The 17,045-nt window shown below is 58.4% G+C and carries 16 protein-coding genes and 1 pseudogene; 6 read left to right on the forward strand and 11 right to left on the reverse strand.

The window, feature by feature from the left end; all coding sequences use genetic code 11:
- Positions 1 to 30: 30 nt before the first annotated feature.
- Together GOW09_RS07930 and nth are read right to left on the reverse strand one after the other, a co-directional pair.
- Entirely contained in the window at positions 31 to 1,020 is a 990-nt protein-coding gene (locus GOW09_RS07930; protein ID WP_152459395.1) for an adenosine kinase, read from the reverse strand.
- On the reverse strand, positions 1,017 to 1,661 hold the full coding sequence (nth, locus tag GOW09_RS07935) for an endonuclease III (RefSeq protein WP_171117154.1): 645 nt from the start codon (positions 1,659 to 1,661) through the stop codon (positions 1,017 to 1,019). Before nth ends, GOW09_RS07930 begins: the two co-directional genes overlap by 4 nt.
- 116 nt (positions 1,662 to 1,777) lie before the next feature.
- Between nth and GOW09_RS07940 the strand changes: the two genes are divergently transcribed.
- The gene (locus GOW09_RS07940) at positions 1,778 to 2,629 is read left to right on the forward strand and encodes a bifunctional helix-turn-helix domain-containing protein/methylated-DNA--[protein]-cysteine S-methyltransferase (RefSeq protein ID WP_171117156.1); all 852 of its coding nucleotides are present in this window, start codon (positions 1,778 to 1,780) and stop codon (positions 2,627 to 2,629) included.
- 177 nt (positions 2,630 to 2,806) lie between these two features.
- Complete coding sequence (locus GOW09_RS07945) at positions 2,807 to 3,241, forward strand: glyoxalase superfamily protein (protein WP_171117158.1); 435 nt, start codon at positions 2,807 to 2,809, stop codon at positions 3,239 to 3,241.
- A gap of 60 nt (positions 3,242 to 3,301) precedes the next feature.
- On the opposite strand, the gene GOW09_RS07950 is transcribed toward GOW09_RS07945, so the two are convergent.
- Entirely contained in the window at positions 3,302 to 4,741 is a 1,440-nt protein-coding gene (locus GOW09_RS07950) for an aldehyde dehydrogenase family protein (protein ID WP_171117160.1), read from the reverse strand.
- Positions 4,742 to 4,954: 213 nt separating this feature from the next.
- Here GOW09_RS07950 and GOW09_RS07955 point away from each other — a divergent pair, with 213 nt between their 5' ends.
- A complete protein-coding gene (locus GOW09_RS07955) occupies positions 4,955 to 5,605 on the forward strand; it encodes a peroxiredoxin (protein ID WP_171117162.1) in 651 nt (216 codons plus the stop codon).
- Between the two features lie 227 nt (positions 5,606 to 5,832).
- Here the strand turns inward: GOW09_RS07955 and GOW09_RS07960 are convergent, their stop codons facing one another.
- The 3 genes from GOW09_RS07960 to GOW09_RS07970 all read right to left on the reverse strand — a co-directional run bounded on the left by GOW09_RS07960 (position 5,833) and on the right by GOW09_RS07970 (position 7,458).
- Positions 5,833 to 6,522, reverse strand: coding sequence for an outer membrane protein (locus GOW09_RS07960; protein WP_171117164.1), 690 nt, complete (start codon positions 6,520 to 6,522; stop codon positions 5,833 to 5,835).
- 139 nt (positions 6,523 to 6,661) lie between these two features.
- The gene (locus tag GOW09_RS07965) at positions 6,662 to 7,162 is read right to left on the reverse strand and encodes a helix-turn-helix transcriptional regulator (RefSeq protein ID WP_171117166.1); all 501 of its coding nucleotides are present in this window, start codon (positions 7,160 to 7,162) and stop codon (positions 6,662 to 6,664) included.
- 23 nt (positions 7,163 to 7,185) lie between these two features.
- Entirely contained in the window at positions 7,186 to 7,458 is a 273-nt protein-coding gene (locus tag GOW09_RS07970) for a PepSY domain-containing protein (protein WP_171117168.1), read from the reverse strand.
- A 235-nt stretch (positions 7,459 to 7,693) separates the two neighbouring features.
- On the opposite strand from GOW09_RS07970, the gene GOW09_RS07975 reads away from it, so the two are divergent.
- Positions 7,694 to 8,329, forward strand: a complete 636-nt coding sequence (locus tag GOW09_RS07975; protein WP_171117170.1) for a DUF1326 domain-containing protein — start codon at positions 7,694 to 7,696, stop codon at positions 8,327 to 8,329.
- 214 nt (positions 8,330 to 8,543) lie between these two features.
- Here GOW09_RS07975 and GOW09_RS22835 read toward each other — a convergent pair.
- Both GOW09_RS22835 and pnp read right to left on the reverse strand, forming a co-directional pair.
- Positions 8,544 to 9,344: pseudogene (locus GOW09_RS22835) on the reverse strand (Hint domain-containing protein); the annotation flags it as partial.
- Positions 9,345 to 9,519: 175 nt separating this feature from the next.
- Positions 9,520 to 11,670, reverse strand: a complete 2,151-nt coding sequence (gene pnp, locus GOW09_RS07985; protein ID WP_171117174.1) for a polyribonucleotide nucleotidyltransferase — start codon at positions 11,668 to 11,670, stop codon at positions 9,520 to 9,522.
- Between the two features lie 482 nt (positions 11,671 to 12,152).
- Between pnp and GOW09_RS07990 the strand changes: the two genes are divergently transcribed.
- Complete coding sequence (locus tag GOW09_RS07990; RefSeq protein WP_152459384.1) at positions 12,153 to 13,754, forward strand: BCCT family transporter; 1,602 nt, start codon at positions 12,153 to 12,155, stop codon at positions 13,752 to 13,754.
- 344 nt (positions 13,755 to 14,098) lie between these two features.
- A complete protein-coding gene (locus tag GOW09_RS07995) occupies positions 14,099 to 14,851 on the forward strand; it encodes a class I SAM-dependent methyltransferase (RefSeq protein ID WP_171117175.1) in 753 nt (250 codons plus the stop codon).
- 163 nt (positions 14,852 to 15,014) lie between these two features.
- Here GOW09_RS07995 and rpsO read toward each other — a convergent pair whose 3' ends face one another.
- From rpsO to GOW09_RS08010, 3 genes are all read right to left on the reverse strand, one after another.
- Positions 15,015 to 15,284, reverse strand: a complete 270-nt coding sequence (gene rpsO / locus GOW09_RS08000; protein ID WP_152459381.1) for a 30S ribosomal protein S15 — start codon at positions 15,282 to 15,284, stop codon at positions 15,015 to 15,017.
- A gap of 143 nt (positions 15,285 to 15,427) precedes the next feature.
- Positions 15,428 to 16,441 carry a calcium-binding protein gene (locus tag GOW09_RS08005; RefSeq protein ID WP_171117177.1) on the reverse strand — a complete coding sequence of 338 codons (1,014 nt, stop codon included), beginning with the start codon at positions 16,439 to 16,441 and terminating at the stop codon, positions 15,428 to 15,430.
- 94 nt (positions 16,442 to 16,535) lie between these two features.
- Positions 16,536 to 17,039: a DUF1643 domain-containing protein gene (locus tag GOW09_RS08010; protein ID WP_152459379.1), complete on the reverse strand. Its 504-nt coding sequence runs from the start codon at positions 17,037 to 17,039 to the stop codon at positions 16,536 to 16,538.
- Positions 17,040 to 17,045: the final 6 nt, after the last annotated feature.

A 17,045-nucleotide genomic window follows, 5' to 3' on the forward strand; every position in this document is an offset into this window, starting at 1 on the left:
CCCGAAGAAAGGCGTGGGAAACCCGCGTCCTCAAACCAACCCTTCTTCCCTCAGCAGCTCCAGCATGTTCGCCTCGGGGCGGGGGCCGATATGGCTGATGACCTCGCGGGCGCAGACATTGCCGATGCGGGCGCAGGTCTCGTAATCGCGTCCCGTCGCCATGCCGAACAGGAACCCGGCGGCAAACTGGTCGCCGGCACCTGTTGCATCAACGGGGACGACCTTCTCGACCGGTACGTCAATGCGAGCATCACCGTTCATAACCGTCACCCCGTCACCCGAGCGGGTGCAGACCACCAGCGGGCAGATCGCCGACGTGCGCCGCAGCGCCTCTTCCAGGTCGTCGGTCTCGAACAGGGATTTGATCTCGGCCTCGTTGCCGATCACGAAATCCAGCTCGTTTTCAATCAGCAGCAGGAAATCCACCCGATGCCGTTCCACGCAGAACGGGTCGGAAATGGCGATCCCGGCTTTGCCGCCACCCTTGTGACAGGCACGTGCGGCCTCAAGGAATGCCGCCTTGCCTTTTTCCTTGTCGAACAGATACCCCTCGAGAAACATGATCTGGCTGTTTCCTGCGACCTCATCCGGAACGTCCTGAGACGACAGTTCCGAGGAAATGCCCAGATAGGTGTTCATCGACCGCTCGCCATCAGGCGACACAAAGATCATCGAGCGTGACGTCGGCAATTCGCCACCCGGAACAGGCGGGTTCACGAAGTCGACGCCATCTTCGTTCATCGCATCTGCATAGAACCGGCCCAGAGCGTCATCGTGTACCCGGCCGATGAACGCTGCATCCAGCCCAAGCGCGCCTGCGCCCGCAATGGTATTAGCTACTGAGCCGCCCGGCGTTTGAACTCGGCTTTCCATCGAGGCGTACAGCACCTCGCCGCGTTCCTGTTCGATCAACTGCATGATGCCTTTTTCGATGCCCATCAGCTCCAGAAAGCTGTCATCGGCCTGGGAAATCACGTCCACAACGGCATTTCCGATGCCGGTCAGTTGATAAGTCTTCATAGGGTTTTGTCCTCGAATTGGCAGAGATCACGGATGATGCAGGTCGGGCATTGCGGCTTGCGCGCCTTGCAGTGGTACCGGCCATGCAGGATCAGCCAGTGATGCGCATGAAGTTGAAAGTCAGCGGGAATATTGTCTTCGATGGCGCGTTCGACCGTGTCCACATCCTTGCCGGGGCAAATACCGGTGCGGTTGCCGACGCGAAAGATATGGGTGTCCACCGCCTGCGCCGGTTGCCGCCACCACATGTTCAGAACCACGTTGGCCGTCTTGCGGCCCACACCCGGAAGGGATTGCAGGGCAGCCCGGGAATTGGGAACCTCGCCACCATATTCGTCAACCAGGATACGGCTGAGCTTGATGACGTTCTTGGCCTTCTGGCGGAACAAGCCAATGGTCTTGATGTGCTCGATCAGGCCGTCCTCGCCCAGATCCAGCATCTTTTGCGGCGTGTCGGCGATCTTGAACAACTCGCGCGTCGCCTTGTTGACGCCCGCATCCGTGGCCTGCGCCGAAAGGGCCACGGCGACGACCAGAGTATAGACGTTCACATGCTCCAGCTCGCCCTTGGGTTCCGGGTCGGCTTCTTGAAAGCGCGTGAAAATCTCGCGGATCGTATGATAGTCGAGTTGCTTTGCCATCCGGGCCTTAATGCCGTCCACCGCGCCCTGACACAAGCACAAAGCCAATGCGCAAGTTCCGGGTCGCGGCAGCGTGGCCGTCGCGCTATGGTTTTGTCAGATGATGAGGTGGAACCATGAATGTCCAGACCCCGGAAAGCGGATACCATTACAACGTCATGCGCCGCGCAATCGACCTGATTGATCAGGGCGGCGAGGGCCTGAGCCTTGATGAACTGGCACGCCAGATGGATATGAGCCCGGCCCATTTCCAGCGCCTGTTCTCGCGTTGGACCGGAGTGTCGCCAAAACGGTACCAACAATACCTGACACTGGGCCACGCGAAGGCATTGCTGCGCGAACGGTTCACAACACTGGAAACGGCCCACAATGTGGGCCTGTCCGGCAGCGGACGTCTGCATGATCTGTTCCTGAAGTGGGAATCCATGAGCCCCGGCGAATATGCCCGCAAGGGCGAAGGTCTGACGATCTATTGGGGGTGGTTCGAATGCCCCTTTGGCCCCGCGCTGGTCATGGGTACCGACAAGGGCATCTGCGGCATGGCCTTCGGGGCCGAGACCGGCGAAGAGGCCGCGATGGAAGATATGATCTCGCGCTGGCCCAAGGCGACGTTCGTCGAAGATCCGATGCGCCTGCGTCCTTGGGCGCTGAGTGCTTTTGGCGCTGCCAGCGACCGGTTGGAGCCGACACCGGTTTTCCTGATCGGATCACCTTTGCAAATCAAGGTGTGGGAAGCGCTGATGCATATCCCGTCCGGGCAGGTCACGACCTATTCCGAGATCGCCCAGCGAATCGGCTCGCCGCAAGCCGTTCGCGCCGTTGGAACGGCAGTTGGCCGCAACCCGGTCAGTTGGTTGATCCCCTGCCATCGGGCATTGCGCAAATCAGGGGGTCTGGGGGGCTATCACTGGGGCTTGCCTGTCAAGCGTGCCATGCTGGCCTATGAGGCGGCGCAGGCAGACGCCTGATTGACATACGGCCCGGCCGCTGCCAAAAGGCACCTCAGGTTCGGGTCCCCTGCCGTTCGCGGCCATTGGCTTTGGTGAAACCCGATTTGAAAAGCATCTGTTGCCCTTTCCCGGCGCGCGGATGGAAATGCGAGCCCCGTCCTGACTTCGCGCCCGTTTAAGGAAACGAGGCACATGATGAAACGATCCCGAACCGTTGCTCCGATTGAAGAGCTGAAAGCGCAGGCGAGACGCCTGCGGGAAGACTTGAAAACGAAGGGCGTTTCGCTGTCGCACAGTGCGGCATTGGAACTGCTGGCCCATCAGCATGGCGTTCGAGACTGGAACACTTTGTACGCAATGGCCGGAAACCGGATGCATCTGCGCGTGGGTGATCGGGTCGAAGGGCGCTATCTGGGTCAGGCGTTCACGGCCGAAATTCGCGGTCTGACCATGCTTGGCGATGGCGCGCGTCGCCGAGTGACCCTGCATTTCGATACGCCGGTAGATGTGGTGCGCTTTGACAGCTTTTCTGCATTTCGACAGCGCGTCACCGGAGAGATTGGGTGGGACGGTCAATCCCAGCGCCGCACGTCCGATGGCGTGCCCCAGCTTGTAGTGCGGCCCCTATAGGGGGTTGCGGGCGGGGCCAACCGCGTTGCCCCGCCCGATCTGTCTGCTTTGCAGGTATAGTTACTCTGCCGCCCAACCACCGACAGCTTTGATCTCGAGGAAGTCCTCAAGCCCAAAGACGCCGCCTTCACGCCCGTTGCCGGATTGCTTCATGCCGCCGAACGGTGAGCCCGCGCTGCGCGATTGTCCGTTCATTTCGACCATGCCCGAGCGCAGCGCCCGCGCCATGCGATTGGCACGCGCGCTGTCCTGCGTCTGAACATAGTTGGTCAGGCCATAGGGTGTATCATTGGCGATTTCGACAGCCTCTTCTTCGGTGTCGAAGGGGATCATGGTCAGAACCGGGCCAAAGATTTCTTCGCGGGCGATGGTCATCTGGTTGTCTGCATCGGCAAAGACCGTGGGGCGGACATAGTAGCCCTTGTTCAGCCCCTCTGGCCGTCCGGTGCCACCTGCGACCAGCCGCGCCCCTTCATCGATGCCTTTCTGGATCAGGTCCTGAATCTTGGTCCACTGAACTTCATTCACCACCGGGCCGATATGGCGGCCTTCCTCTGTGGCAGGGCCAACCTTGACCATGTTTGCGACCTCGGCCGCGGTTTCCACAGCCTTGTCATAGATCGGGCGTTGCACCAGCATCCGGCTGGGGGCGTTGCAGCTCTGGCCGGTGTTTTGCATCATGTGCAGCACCCCACGCTTGACCGCTTTTTCGTCCGCGTCCTCAAAGATGACGTTGGCCCCTTTGCCTCCAAGCTCAAGATGTACTTTCTTGAGGGTATCAGCCGCATTTTTGGAAATCGCGGTGCCTGCGCGGGTCGAGCCGGTGAAGCTGACCATGTCCACATCCGGATGGCCCGAAAGTTGCGAACCAACCCCCGCGCCGTCGCCGTTGACCAGATTGAACACACCGGGCGGGAAGCCTGCCTCGTCCATCATCTCGGCAAAGATCATCGCGTTCAGCGGGCTTTGTTCCGACGGTTTCAGCACCATCGTGCAGCCCGCAATCGCAGCAGCCCCAACCTTGAGCGTGATCTGGTTCATCGGCCAGTTCCACGGCGTGATCAAAGCGGCAACGCCAACGGCCTCGTAAATGATGCGATCATTCGGCGCATGATCCCCCAGCGGGCGCTCAAATTCAAACGACCTGGCGGCGCGGATGAAGTTCTTCAGGTGATAGATGCCGGCGCCCGCCTGCGCCGAGCGCGCCAGATCGATCGGGGCGCCCATTTCCAGCGACATCGCCTGCGCCAGATCCTCTGCCCGGGTTGCATAGAGTTCGACCAGTTTTTCCACCAGCGCGATGCGGGTTTCCACTGGCGTGGCCATCCAGCCCGGCAGGGCGGCCTTGGCCGCGGCAACGGCCGCATTCGTGTCGGCTTCGGCGCCAAGCGAGATCACGGCGCAGGGGTCTTCGGTCGACGGGTTGATGACCTCGAAGTCATTGGGCTGCGATGGGGCCACCCACTGACCATTAATATAGAAATCCCGCTTTTCGATCATCCTGAGCCCTCCTGAAGGTCTGCCTGAAACCGGCTGTTCGGGGACACTCTGTCACCCATGCACAGGCTGAGCAATAGTGAATTTGATCAAATTATTTTCTGGCAATGCCCACGAATTCCGTATCCCCAAGCGTGATGGACGGTTTAACCTGCACACAAAGTGATTAGGTTCCAAACAACCGATTCAGGTTTTTCACAGAGAAGGAGATGCCCCATGGGTTTGCGTATCAACGACACCGTTCCGAATTTCACGGCAGAAACGGATCAGGGCACCATTCAGTTTCACGACTGGATTGGCGACAGCTGGGCCATTCTGTTCTCGCACCCAAAGGATTTTACACCTGTTTGCACCACCGAGTTTTCGGCCGTTGCGCAGTTGAATGACGAATGGGCCGCGCGCAACACCAAGGTGATCGGCGTATCGGTCGATGGTGTCGAAGACCACAAAAAGTGGAAGAAGGACATCGAGGAATATGGCAAGGCCAAACCCGGCTTTCCGATCATCGCCGATGACGGTCTGGCTGTGTCCAAGGCTTTCGACATGCTGCCTGCCGAAGCATATCTGCCCGACGGCCGTACACCGGCTGACAGTGCCACGGTGCGTTCCGTCTTTATCATCGGCCCGGACAAGCAGCTGAAGCTGTCGATGACCTACCCGATGACCGTGGGCCGGAACTTTGCCGAAATTCTGCGTGCGCTTGACGGTTTGCAGATGTCGGCCAAGGGCGTTGCGACACCTGCCAACTGGGTGCCGGGTGAAGACGTGATCATCCCGCCAACCGTGTCGAACGAAGACGCCAAGGCCAAGTTTGGCGAGTTCGAAACGATCTTCCCCTATCTGCGCAAGACCAAAGCGCCGTCGTAAGCCGGTTGCCGGGTCAGGGGGGCTGTCTGCCCCCCATCGTGCCCGCTGGCACGATTCCCCCCGAGGATATTTTTTCGCCAGATGAAGCAGGCGGTTGTTGCAGTTCGGGCGACCACCGAAATGTCCTACCCGTGCTGTATTTTCGGGGTTTTCCGGGTGCCCCCGCGCCTGAGGCGCGAAGGCAAAGAGGGGCAGGAAACCGGAGAGAAACCTGACACCCGAAGCAATCAGAAATTATGGCGAATTCCGAAATTGATGCTGAAAGTATCCAGATCGTCCTCTACGTTGCCGGTCAAAGCTCCGTTGGGGGCCAGGCGCTGCGACGAAACATCAAAGGCACGGGCGTAACGGGCATCAACGGTGAACGCTGTCGACGCGTTGATGTCATATGCCACGCCGGCGATCAGCTGGGCGGCCAAGGTGGTGTCGGAATCGTCCAGCGCCACACCCGGCCCGTAAGAAAAATCCAGATCCGAATAGGTGGCCCCCAGACCAAACCCGGCAAACGGTGTCAGCGCGCCGGCCTGTTTGAAATCGAACAGCAGATTGGCAAATAACGAGGTTTGCGTGACGTCGCCCGAGATATTGCCCTCGGGCCCCGGACCATTGCCGGTAAAGTTCACACCATCCACGTCACTTTCGCTGTAAGACAGTTCCAGCTCGATCCGCGTTCCGATGATATCGTTGGACCATTGCGGGATTTCCTTGCCTATCGCGAGGCCCAGTCCGAAACCTGCGTCGAATTCGGTATCGACCGATTGCGTCGCGCCACCGATCGTCCCGGTGAAATCGCTGTCCTGTAGCTGGCTGTAGCCGATGAAGCCGTGAATATAGGTGCCGTCGCCCAGGCTCTGCGCGGCAAGCGCCGTTGCGCTGATCGCCAGAGCCGAAGAGGCGAGAATGAGGCGCGTGAACATAACCATCTCCAGTGTTCCAAAGTCCGCATGCCATGGATGTGGACGAGGCTGGCCCAAAAAGAAAGGCGCCGGGCCTTCACTTCGTTTCACAGGTTTTTAGGAATGTGTGAGTGAATAGACATGAGGTTCTGCCACTGTTTCAGGGCACATCCCTGATCAACGGTTCTGACAGGAGTTCGTCGACAAAAAAACTGAGCAACTGCACCCTGCTGGAAACGCCCGCCTTTCGATAGACCGCGGCGCTTTGGGCCTTGATCGTCCCTTCTTTCGTCTGTCGCATTCCGGCGATTTCCGCGATGGAAAGACCCTTGATCGTCAGCATGGCGACGTCACGCTCAGCATCACTGAGCTGCCACTCGCTGAACTGGGTTTCGATGACCTGGGCAAAGGCCCCTTGCGCCACTTGCAGTTGCCGCTGCATGTCGCGCACCCGTCTGGACTGGGAACGGATCAGGGCGATCGTGGCGCTCAGGCCGCCGACAAGCGCCAGCGACAGAAACAGTTCGAACGAATGAAGGTGACGAAACCCTGCGCCGTCACCGCCTGTCCAATCCAGCACCGCATCCGTCATGAAAAAGGCGGCGCAGAGGGCCTGCACCACCAGAAGGAGCCAGAGCAAAGACGTTTGAGGTACTTTCATGCGGCCCCTTGGACGTTGCAGGTTCAGTCGTCGTCCTCTTCGAGCTCGATGGCTGTCACCACCCCGTCCGTGTCAGACAGAACCAGTTCAGTTTCCACGCCATCCTTGGTGAGTTCAACCTCGATCTTCCCACCTTCGAATTCGATCTCTTCGATCGGGTACCCCTGGGCTTCAAGCGCCGTGCGGATATCGGCTTCGCTTGTGCCCAGTTTGTCGCCCAGTCCGACATTGGCCAAAGCAAGAACCGGTGCGGTTGCGATCAATCCCGTCAGTGTCAGCAGTTTCAAGGTTTCCATATCGCATCTCCTTTTTTCGTTGTGGCGATGCGGTCGAACTGGGGATGGCAGCGGACACCTGCGATTGGTTTTTGGTTGAAACAGGGCGAATGGAACCAAGGTTTATGCCATTTGCGGCCGTTTGCGCGCGTCAGGTTCAGATTGCAATCAAGTTGTGATAGTTTGTTTTGCGGAAACATACGGGCATGTGACCAACGATGTCGGGCTTTCTGACTGTCCTGAACAGGAGAAAACCATGGCTTTTACAGATTGGTACGTCGAGGGAGAAAGCTTCGGAAACTGCAACTGCGGCTATGCCTGCCCCTGCCAGTTCGAGGAATTGCCGACGCATGACGATTGCCGCGGCTTCGAGGTGCTTGAAATATCCTCCGGATATTTTGGCGAAACGGATCTGAGTGGAACCAAGGCTGCGTTGATCTATGCATGGCCCGGGCCAATATTCGAAGGTGGCGGCGAAATGCAGGTGATCGTCGACCCCGCGGCCTCACCGGCGCAGCGCGATGCGTTGGAAAAAGTCTTTCACGGCGAAGAAACCGAAGAGATGGCAACCCATTGGTACGTGTTCCGGGCCATGTGTGAGACGGTGCACGACACGCTGTACCTGCCGATCGAGCTTGAGATGGATATCGAAGGACGAACGGCCAGCGTTGCCGTTGGCGACGTTCTAAAGTCGACCGGGCGCCCGATTCAGGCCCCGCATGGTGGCGGCGAACACCGTGTACGCATCGATATTCCCGGTGGGATCGAATTCACCATTGCCGAGATCGGCAGCGCCTCGACCCGAGCCGATGCGGCGATCAAACTGGATCTGAAAGACAGCTACGGCCAGTGGCACCTGTTGAAACATGGCCCTGGTGGTGTCGCGCACTGACCTGTGGTCAGGCGGCTTTCGCGGATTCATTGGGGCGGACCTTCCAGCCCGGAACCGCCAGATCCGCCGACAGCACCCGGACTTCGAAGGGTTTGAGGACCGGCAATGCGGTTGAACCGTAACTGCCTTCACCATTGGCAAGTTCCGGGAACAGTTCGAACAGTTCGCTTCGGGTGGCGGGTGCCATTGCGCCAAGGCTGGTGTCGCCGGGGTAAAAGGACTCGGACCAGATTCCTTCGACATTCACCAACTCATGCTGATCAAAGAGGATATGAATGTACTCCACCCCAAGTGCGGGCGTTTCCTGAACGATGGTATGCCCATTGATCAGCCCCTTTGCGGGGGCCAGCATCGCTGCTTCGCAATGCATAAGCTCCATCATGGTCGACGTCACGGCAATCCGGTGCTGTGGGGAAATGACGAGATCGCGGCTTGGGCTGTTCGGCCCGAAACAGCCCGCCTTGATCCGTACAGGGGACAGGTGCGTGTTTCGCCGCAACTCAGCCGCGGACAACCGGCGCTTGCCGATCCAGCGGACCGGGCGGGCATGGCCGCCGGCGGTGATGACCGGGTCGCCGGGTTCCAGCGCCTCGACCCGGCGCAGCCCAGTCGGTGTCTGGATCAGAGATCCTGTGGTGAAACACACGAAAGAAGGCAAAGTGTCATACGCGGATGGCGGCGCGGTGCCGGCAAAACTGGTATCTGAAATCGTGTCATTCAGTTCGGCCTGACCCGAAGTGACTATGATGTAACGCGGGTTTGAAAACTGGATCAGGATGAACGTGACCGGCGCGCCATCGACCGTTCCTGTGTAGTTTTCGAAAGTACTGAAATTCTGGGTCGAGCCGGAAAAGCCGGGAAGAGACCCGAGGTCAAGTTGCGGGCTGCCATCCGGGTCGGGATCTTGCAGCAGGGCGTCATTATCCGTGACGTCGACCGAATACGCAGCAGTAATATCAACACTGCGGTTGCTGAACGGGTCTGCGCTGATTTCGTAAACAGTAATCGATGCCACGGTCGAACAGCTTCCTTGAAAACGGCAATATCCCCCTTAAGGTTGAGCTAATACACGCAATAAGTGTTAATAATTGATTTACCAAAGTTGCGGCGCAGTTAACCGTCCTGCTGCCGCGCAAACAAAAAGGCCCCGGATGAAACCGGGGCCTTCCGCTGTGGGTCAGAGGGGCAGATTACTCTGCGTTTTCCTCTTTCTTTTCTTTCTTTTCCGGAACGATCTCTTCGCCGGTTTCCTGATCGACGACTTTCATCGACAGGCGCACCTTGCCGCGATCGTCAAAGCCCAGCAGTTTGACTTTGACTTCCTGACCTTCTTTCAGAACATCCGACGGATGGTTCAGGCGGCGGTTTTCGATCTGGGACACGTGGACCAGACCGTCGCGCTTGCCAAAGAAGTTCACGAAGGCACCGAAGTCGACGATCTTGACCACTTTACCGGTGTAGATCTGACCTTCTTCCGGCTCGGCCACGATCGAATAGATCATGTCATAGGCCTTCTGGATCGATTCACCATCGGGCGAGGCGATCTTGATGACACCGTCGTCGTTGATGTCGACCTTGGCACCCGAAACCTCGACGATCTCGCGGATGACCTTACCGCCCGAGCCGATCACTTCGCGGATCTTGTCGGTCGGGATGTTCATGGTCTCGATGCGCGGGGCGTGGACCGAGAATTCGTTGGTCTCGGACAGGGCTTTGCCCATCTCGCCCAGAATGTGCATCCGGCCTTCTTTGGCCTGTGCCAGAGCGGTTTCCATGATCTGCGGCGTGATGCCCGCGACCTTGATGTCCATCTGCAGCGAGGTGATGCCGTTTTCGGTACCTGCCACTTTGAAGTCCATGTCGCCCAGGTGGTCTTCGTCACCCAGAATGTCGGTCAGAACAGCGTAAGAACCGTCATCTTCCAGGATCAGACCCATGGCCACACCGGCAACTGGCGCTTTCAGCGGAACACCTGCATCCATCATCGACAGCGAACCGCCGCAGACAGAGGCCATCGAGCTTGATCCGTTGGATTCTGTGATCTCGGACACCACGCGAATGGTGTAAGGGAAGTCGGTCGGCGCAGGCAGAACCGCCTGAAGCGCGCGCCATGCCAGTTTGCCGTGGCCGATCTCGCGACGGCCGGGCGAACCAACGCGGCCAACTTCACCCACCGAATACGGAGGGAAGTTGTAGTGCAGCAGGAAGTTCGATTTGAAGTTGCCGTGCAGCGCGTCGATGAATTGCTCATCGTCGCCGGTGCCCAGCGTGGTCACGGCCAGCGCCTGTGTTTCACCGCGGGTGAACAGGGCAGAACCGTGGGTCCGGGGCAGAATCGAGGTTTCCGCAACGATCGAGCGGACATCGGTGGTCGAACGACCGTCGATCCGCTTGCCGCCCCTGACGACGTCGCCGCGCAGAATGCCGGCTTCCAGCTTTTTCATCGCGGAACCGAGGTTGCCGTCTTCCAGCTGCTCTTCGGTCAGCGCCTCTTTGATCGCTTCGCGGGCGGCGGCAACGGCGGCGGTGCGCTCTTGCTTGTCGGTGATCGCGAAGGCGGCGCGCATCTGCTCTTCACCGGCGGCCTTAACGGCGGCATAAAGCTCGGAATAATCCGGCGCCTGGAAGTCAAACGGCTCTTTCGCGGCTTCTTCCGCCAGCGAGATGATCAGGTCGATGACCGGTTGGATCTGCTCATGCGCAAAGTTCACCGCACCCAGCATTTCCGCTTCGGACAGTTCGTACGCTTCCGATTCCACCATCATCACGGCGTCTTTGGTGCCGGCCACAACCAGGTCCAGACGCTGTTCGGGGTTCAGGCGCAGGTCCTGCATGTCGTCCACGGTCGGGTTCAGGACATATTCACCGTCGGTGTATCCCACGCGGCAGCCCGCGATCGGGCCCATGAACGGTGCGCCCGAGATGGTCAGAGCAGCCGAAGCAGCAATCATCGCAACGATGTCGGGATCGTTGACCAGATCGTGGCTCAGCACGGTACACATCACCAGGACTTCGTTTTTGAAGCCGTCAACGAACAACGGACGGATCGGACGGTCGATCAGACGCGCGGTCAGCGTCTCTTTCTCGGTCGGGCGCGCTTCGCGCTTGAAGAAGCCACCCGGAACCTTGCCGGCGGCATAGTATTTCTCTTGGTAATGCACGGTCAGCGGGAAAAAGTCCTGACCGGGCTTCTGTTCCTTGGCGAAGGTCACGTTGGCCATGACGCTGGTTTCGCCCAGGGTGGCAATCACGCTGCCGTCAGCCTGACGGGCAACCTTGCCGGTTTCCAGTGTAAGCGTTTCCTCGCCCCACTGCATCGATTTCTTCGTTACATCAAACATATGCGTATCCTAGATGGGAGCACTCCCGCCCCTGCGGGTCTCCCGTTTTGCGTGGCGGCCCCATTGCCGCCGACCCCAATTTATCTTCCATTCGAGTGCCGGGGTCAGGGCACAACGTCTCAGATACCGCGCGCATACATGAGAATGCGTTGGAAGGAAAGCGAAACTGCATCGGATGGCCGTTTCATGCCGGGACTGGCTTGTGCTGCCACCGGGCGCAAAAGATTCAAGCCCGAACAACGATCAACTTATCAAGTCGCTGTTGGTTCTTCAGGTCCGGGGTTACGGGAACCCGGAACAGCATGTAGCGCTAACATATCCGCAATCGAATGCATTTTGTAAAAATATGAAGGCAGTATAAGCTCTTATCACTAAGCCTGCGGTCGAAATGACGGAAGCGCGCCAAGGGGGTTAACTAACTCATTCCCGTCCGCCGACCGAATACCTTGGCGTTTGCAGACAGCGAACAGAAGGGCAATCGAATGGCACAAACAAAGAAGATGCTGGATCCGGACCCCCGGATTTACGACTTCGAAACGGAATATGAACTGGGGCAGGATAACGTCCGGCCGTTTGGCTTGGACATTCACAACCCGGTCTTTCTGATCTCGAGTATCATGATCTTTGCGTTCGTTCTGATCGCATTGGCCAACCAAGAGGCCGCAGCTACGTTTTTCGGCTGGCTCCGGCCTTGGCTGACCAGCACGTTCGATTGGTTTCTGGTCCTTTCGGTAGATGCAATCACCCTGTTTTGCCTCGTTCTGATCATCCTGCCCGTCGGCAGTGTGCGGATCGGCGGCAAGGACGCCAAGCCTGATTATTCCTACGCCGGATGGATTGCGATGATGTTCGCCGCCGGTATTGGTATCGGTCTTTTGTTTTTCGGTGTGATGGAGCCGGTCTACTACAACTTTGCCGAAGACGGGAATGCGCGCCCACTGGGTATCGATATCGCTGTTCCGGGCAATGAGTATATCGGCGTTGTTGGAACCATTCACCATTGGGGGCTGGAAGGCTGGGCGGTTTACGCCGCAGTCGGCCTGAGCCTGGCGATTTTCAGCTACAATCTGAACCTGCCCCTGACTTTGCGTTCGGCCTTCTATCCAATTCTGGGTGAACGGGTCTGGGGCTGGTGGGGCCATATCATCGACACGTTGGCGGTTTTTGCCACGTTGTTCGGATTGACCACATCGCTCGGTCTGGGTGCTCAGCAGGTTGCCGCTGGCCTATACGAGGTCTTCGGCATCGAACCCAGCCCCACCGTCGTGGTTCTGCTGATCATTGGTATTACATTGATCGCGCTGGGCTCGGTTTTGCTGGGCATGGATGCGGGCGTCAAACGGCTGAGTGAGATCAATATGATCATGGCCGTGGGGCTGTTCCTTTTCGTCATCGCTGTAACGGGCATTGGCACCGCCATCGCGCGGTATTTCAACGTGATGACTGATTACGTGCTGCACCTGCCCGCGCTGTCGAACCCGTTCGGACGGGAAGACACCAGCTATTTCCACGGTTGGACGACCTTCTACTGGGCGTGGTGGATCGCATGGTCACCGTTTGTTGGCATGTTCATTGCCCGCATTTCAAAGGGCCGTACGGTGCGCGAGTTCGTAATCTGTGCGCTGCTGGCGCCAACAGCCGTCTGTGCCCTGTGGATGTCGACCTTCGGTGGCGCAGCCATCGACATGTTGAACGCAGGCGGAGCAGAAGGTGTGCGCGCGACCGTGATCGACAGCTACGCCCCCGAGGGAGCGCTGTTCGGTTTCCTGAAGGAGCTGCCGCTTTACGGCATCGTAGCCCCGATCGCCCTTGTCCTGATCGTGATCTTCTTCGTCACCTCGTCTGATTCCGGATCTTTGGTGATCGACACGATCACCGCAGGCGGCAAGATGGACGCACCCGTGGTTCAGCGCGTGTTCTGGTGCACTTTGGAAGGCCTGGTTGCCATCGCATTGCTGTTGGGAGGCGGTCTTTCCGCATTGCAGGGCGCGGCGGTTTCAACCGGCATCCCCTTTACGCTGGTGGTTCTGATAATGTGCTACTGCCTGTGGCTGGCGTTGAAATCAGAGAAGGCGAAAATGTAGAGCCGAAGATTTTTCCCATGAACGAGGCGCCCGCCGATTGGTGGGCGTCTTCGGTTTTGTGGAGCCTGCATAAAGTGAAGAGATCTGCGCGGTGTCTTGACCGGAATTTCATACCCGTCAGCGCGAAGAAAACCGCACAGGTCGGGCTCTGCGCTTGATGCCGGATGCCGAACACCCGGGCGCAGGATGTCAGCAAAGCAGGGAAGCTGCCAACTTTACGCTGGCCAGGAAACTTGCCCGCTTTGCCGCATGTTCCGGAACATTGCTATTGCGTTGACATTGAATCCTCAGAATAGGACGTTCACGCGAAGAAAACCGCTTTGGACCACCCTTCGGAGGAATGAGTGTCAATTGTTGATGTCCTGGCTGCGCGCCTGATCGAAGATGTCAAATCCAATGACCTTTCAGGAAGCTTTCTGATGCTTGGGCGGCAGGATTGGATCGGTGCGCGCCGGTCTACGTCCGCCGCATTGTTCAGGGAAACCTTGCAGAAATACTTGCCCGGAGTGGCCGAAGCTGACCTTTGCAACCCGGATGATGGATATTCGGAAACGTTCTTTCGGAAACTTGGGTTCTTGGAAGTGGATTCGCTGGATTTTTCGGATTTCGAAGGTGCGAGCATCGTTCAGGATCTCGCGGGGGACTTGCCTGAAAATCTGGTTGGTCGGTTTGACGTTATCTATGACGGTGGAACATGCGAGCACGTGTTCGACTTGCCGACGGCCTACAGAAACATCGACAAGATGCTGAAGCCCGGGGGTGTGTTTATCGCACATTCGCCATCGAACAACTGGATCAATCACGGCTTCTATCAGATCTGCCCAGAGATCGTGTACGGCTTTTGGGTCAACGCCATGAACTATGAGGCTCTGAAATGCGTGTGGCAGCCATTGAGGCCATACGCCGCCCGTGACGTGGTGAAGATGACGGATCCCAACAAGACAAAGAAACGTCCGCGACCGCTGGGAACTTTTGGTCCGGGATTGCCTGTTCTTCTGGATTATGTGGTTCGAAAACCTGTTGCCGGCACCAAGACAAGTGCAAGTGTGTCGCAAAGTGACTATGCCACGCGCTGGGAAAACACGCAGAAAGCTTAGAACCAAGTGCCGCAACGGACATTCCCTGACGGCCACGTAATGCTCAGCTGCTCTGGCAAGTTAAGAGGGATGTATCGCTTGCGGCGGATCCAACGGAAAACGCCCGCCGGTTGGCGGGCGTTGAACCGGAAAACCCGGTTTCAGGTCATTTGCAAAAAAGCGCTTAGCGGCGGATGCCCAGCTTTTTGATCAGGTCCTGGTAACGTGCTTCTTCTTTGCCTTTCAGGTAGTCCAGCAGCTTGCGGCGCTGGGCAACCATCTTCAGCAGACCGCGACGACCGTGGTTGTCTTTCTTGTGGGTCTTGAAGTGCTCGGTCAAAGTGGTGATGCGCGAGGTCAGGATGGCAACCTGTACTTCAGGCGAACCGGTGTCGCCCTCTTTGGTTGCGAATTCTTTCATGACGCGTGCTTTTTCTTCAGCAGTGATCGACATCGGGGTCTCCTTCAAAGGTTAGAGTTGATGGCGCAGGCCGGGATGTCGTCCAGCACAGGCCCATGGAGAAAACCGCACCGATTCCGATGCGGATGGGCGCGTATAAGCGCATTTTCACCAAATGGCAAAGGGAATTTGCGGGCTCAGACCATCTGCCCGTACTGGGCCAGTTGCGCTTCGGTGATCAATTGTATGTCGGCCACCGTCATGCCTTGGGCCCCGTATACCTGCGCCACTTCCTGACCGTTGATCATGACCCGGGTCAGGTTGGCGTTTTCAGCGTCGCGTTCCACCTCGATCTCCGGGTCAGCCTCATCCTCCCAGGTGACAAGCAACTTGTCCTCACCGGGTTGGAATCCCATGACGGTCACGTCTTCGTCACCCGGGCTCAGCACGATGTCATCGGCGCCCTGCCCACCGTTAACCACATCCCCGCCGCCTGCCACAATGGTGTCGTCACCGGCGCCCCCATTCAGGAAGTCTTTTTCGGCTGCGCCTTCTTCGAGGCCAAAGACAAAGTCATCGCCGTCGCCGCCAAAGACCGTATCTTCACCTGCGCCACCGTTCAGGGCATCGTCTCCGAACCCGCCCTGCAACGCGTCATCATCGGCCCCGCCCGTCAGAGTGTCGTCGCCTTGACCGCCATAAAGTTCGTCTTCGCCTTCGCCGCCATCCAGGGTGTCGTCCCCGAAATGGCCGAACAGGGCGTCGTCCCCCTCATTGCCGAACAGAAAGTCGTCATCCGCCTCTCCGTGCAGAACATCATCACCCTGACCGCCCGAAATCGTGTCCGTACCTTCGCCCCCGTGCAGAACGTCATCACCCCTGCCGCCTTCGATGGTATCATCGCCGCCAAACCCGTTGATCTGGTCGACACCGTCCTGCCCGGTGATCTGGTCAGGGCCATCGCTGCCGGCAATCACCAGGTCTCCTTCGAATTCAGAGATTACGGTGCCAGTGGACTGGGTTTCGATGTCGGGATTCACCGGGTCTTCGACGTTTTCGCCAATATCAAGAAACTCTCCGGTGTCGGGTTCCGTTTCCGGGTCCTCGTTGGGCCCGTCCTCTGAAACGTCCTCGTCTTCGATCAGCATGTCGCTCATCGCGTATGCGGCACCGCCGATGGCGGCGAGTCCGATCAATCCGGCCAGAAACATGACACCTCTCCGATCGCAGAATGCTCCGAGGGTGAACATCCCATGCAATTGGCGATCGGGTCAAAGTCAAGTTATTGAAATGGTTAATACTTTATCACCATTGCTCGGGCTGTTGGCTGTAGGCGACATAAAGCGGGTGCTTGGGGTGGCCGTCTTTGGTCAAGCCCAGATGGAACAGCGGCTGGCCGGTGTTGCGCAACAGGGTCTCCACCGCCGGGCCCCGGTCCAGATGCGCACCATGGGTGCCCCAGGCGGCGATGACCTGATCGGCCCACCGAACACCTTCAAGAATGGCGGCGTCATTTTCCGGGCCTACCGGATCGGCAGCGGCACGCATCTTGCGCGGATCGGTGTCGCGCCAGGCAAAGATGTTGGTCACCTGAAACGCGCCGAACCCCAGCGCCCGGGCACGACGTTCGCAGCGTTCAACCGTCGGGTCGTTCTGCACTTCGGTCGCGGTAGACGGGTTCAACATGACAAACAGCGCCTTGCGCCCTGCCGGGTCCCACACGCGGGTCAGGCTATAGCGGTATTTCTCGCAGTCGGAGTAGATGGCGGTCGAGGGCGCATCGCCCTTGGTGTGCGTTCGGGTGATCATGCCTTT

Source organism: Ruegeria sp. HKCCA5463 (assembly GCF_013034175.1).
GTDB lineage: Bacteria > Pseudomonadota > Alphaproteobacteria > Rhodobacterales > Rhodobacteraceae > Ruegeria.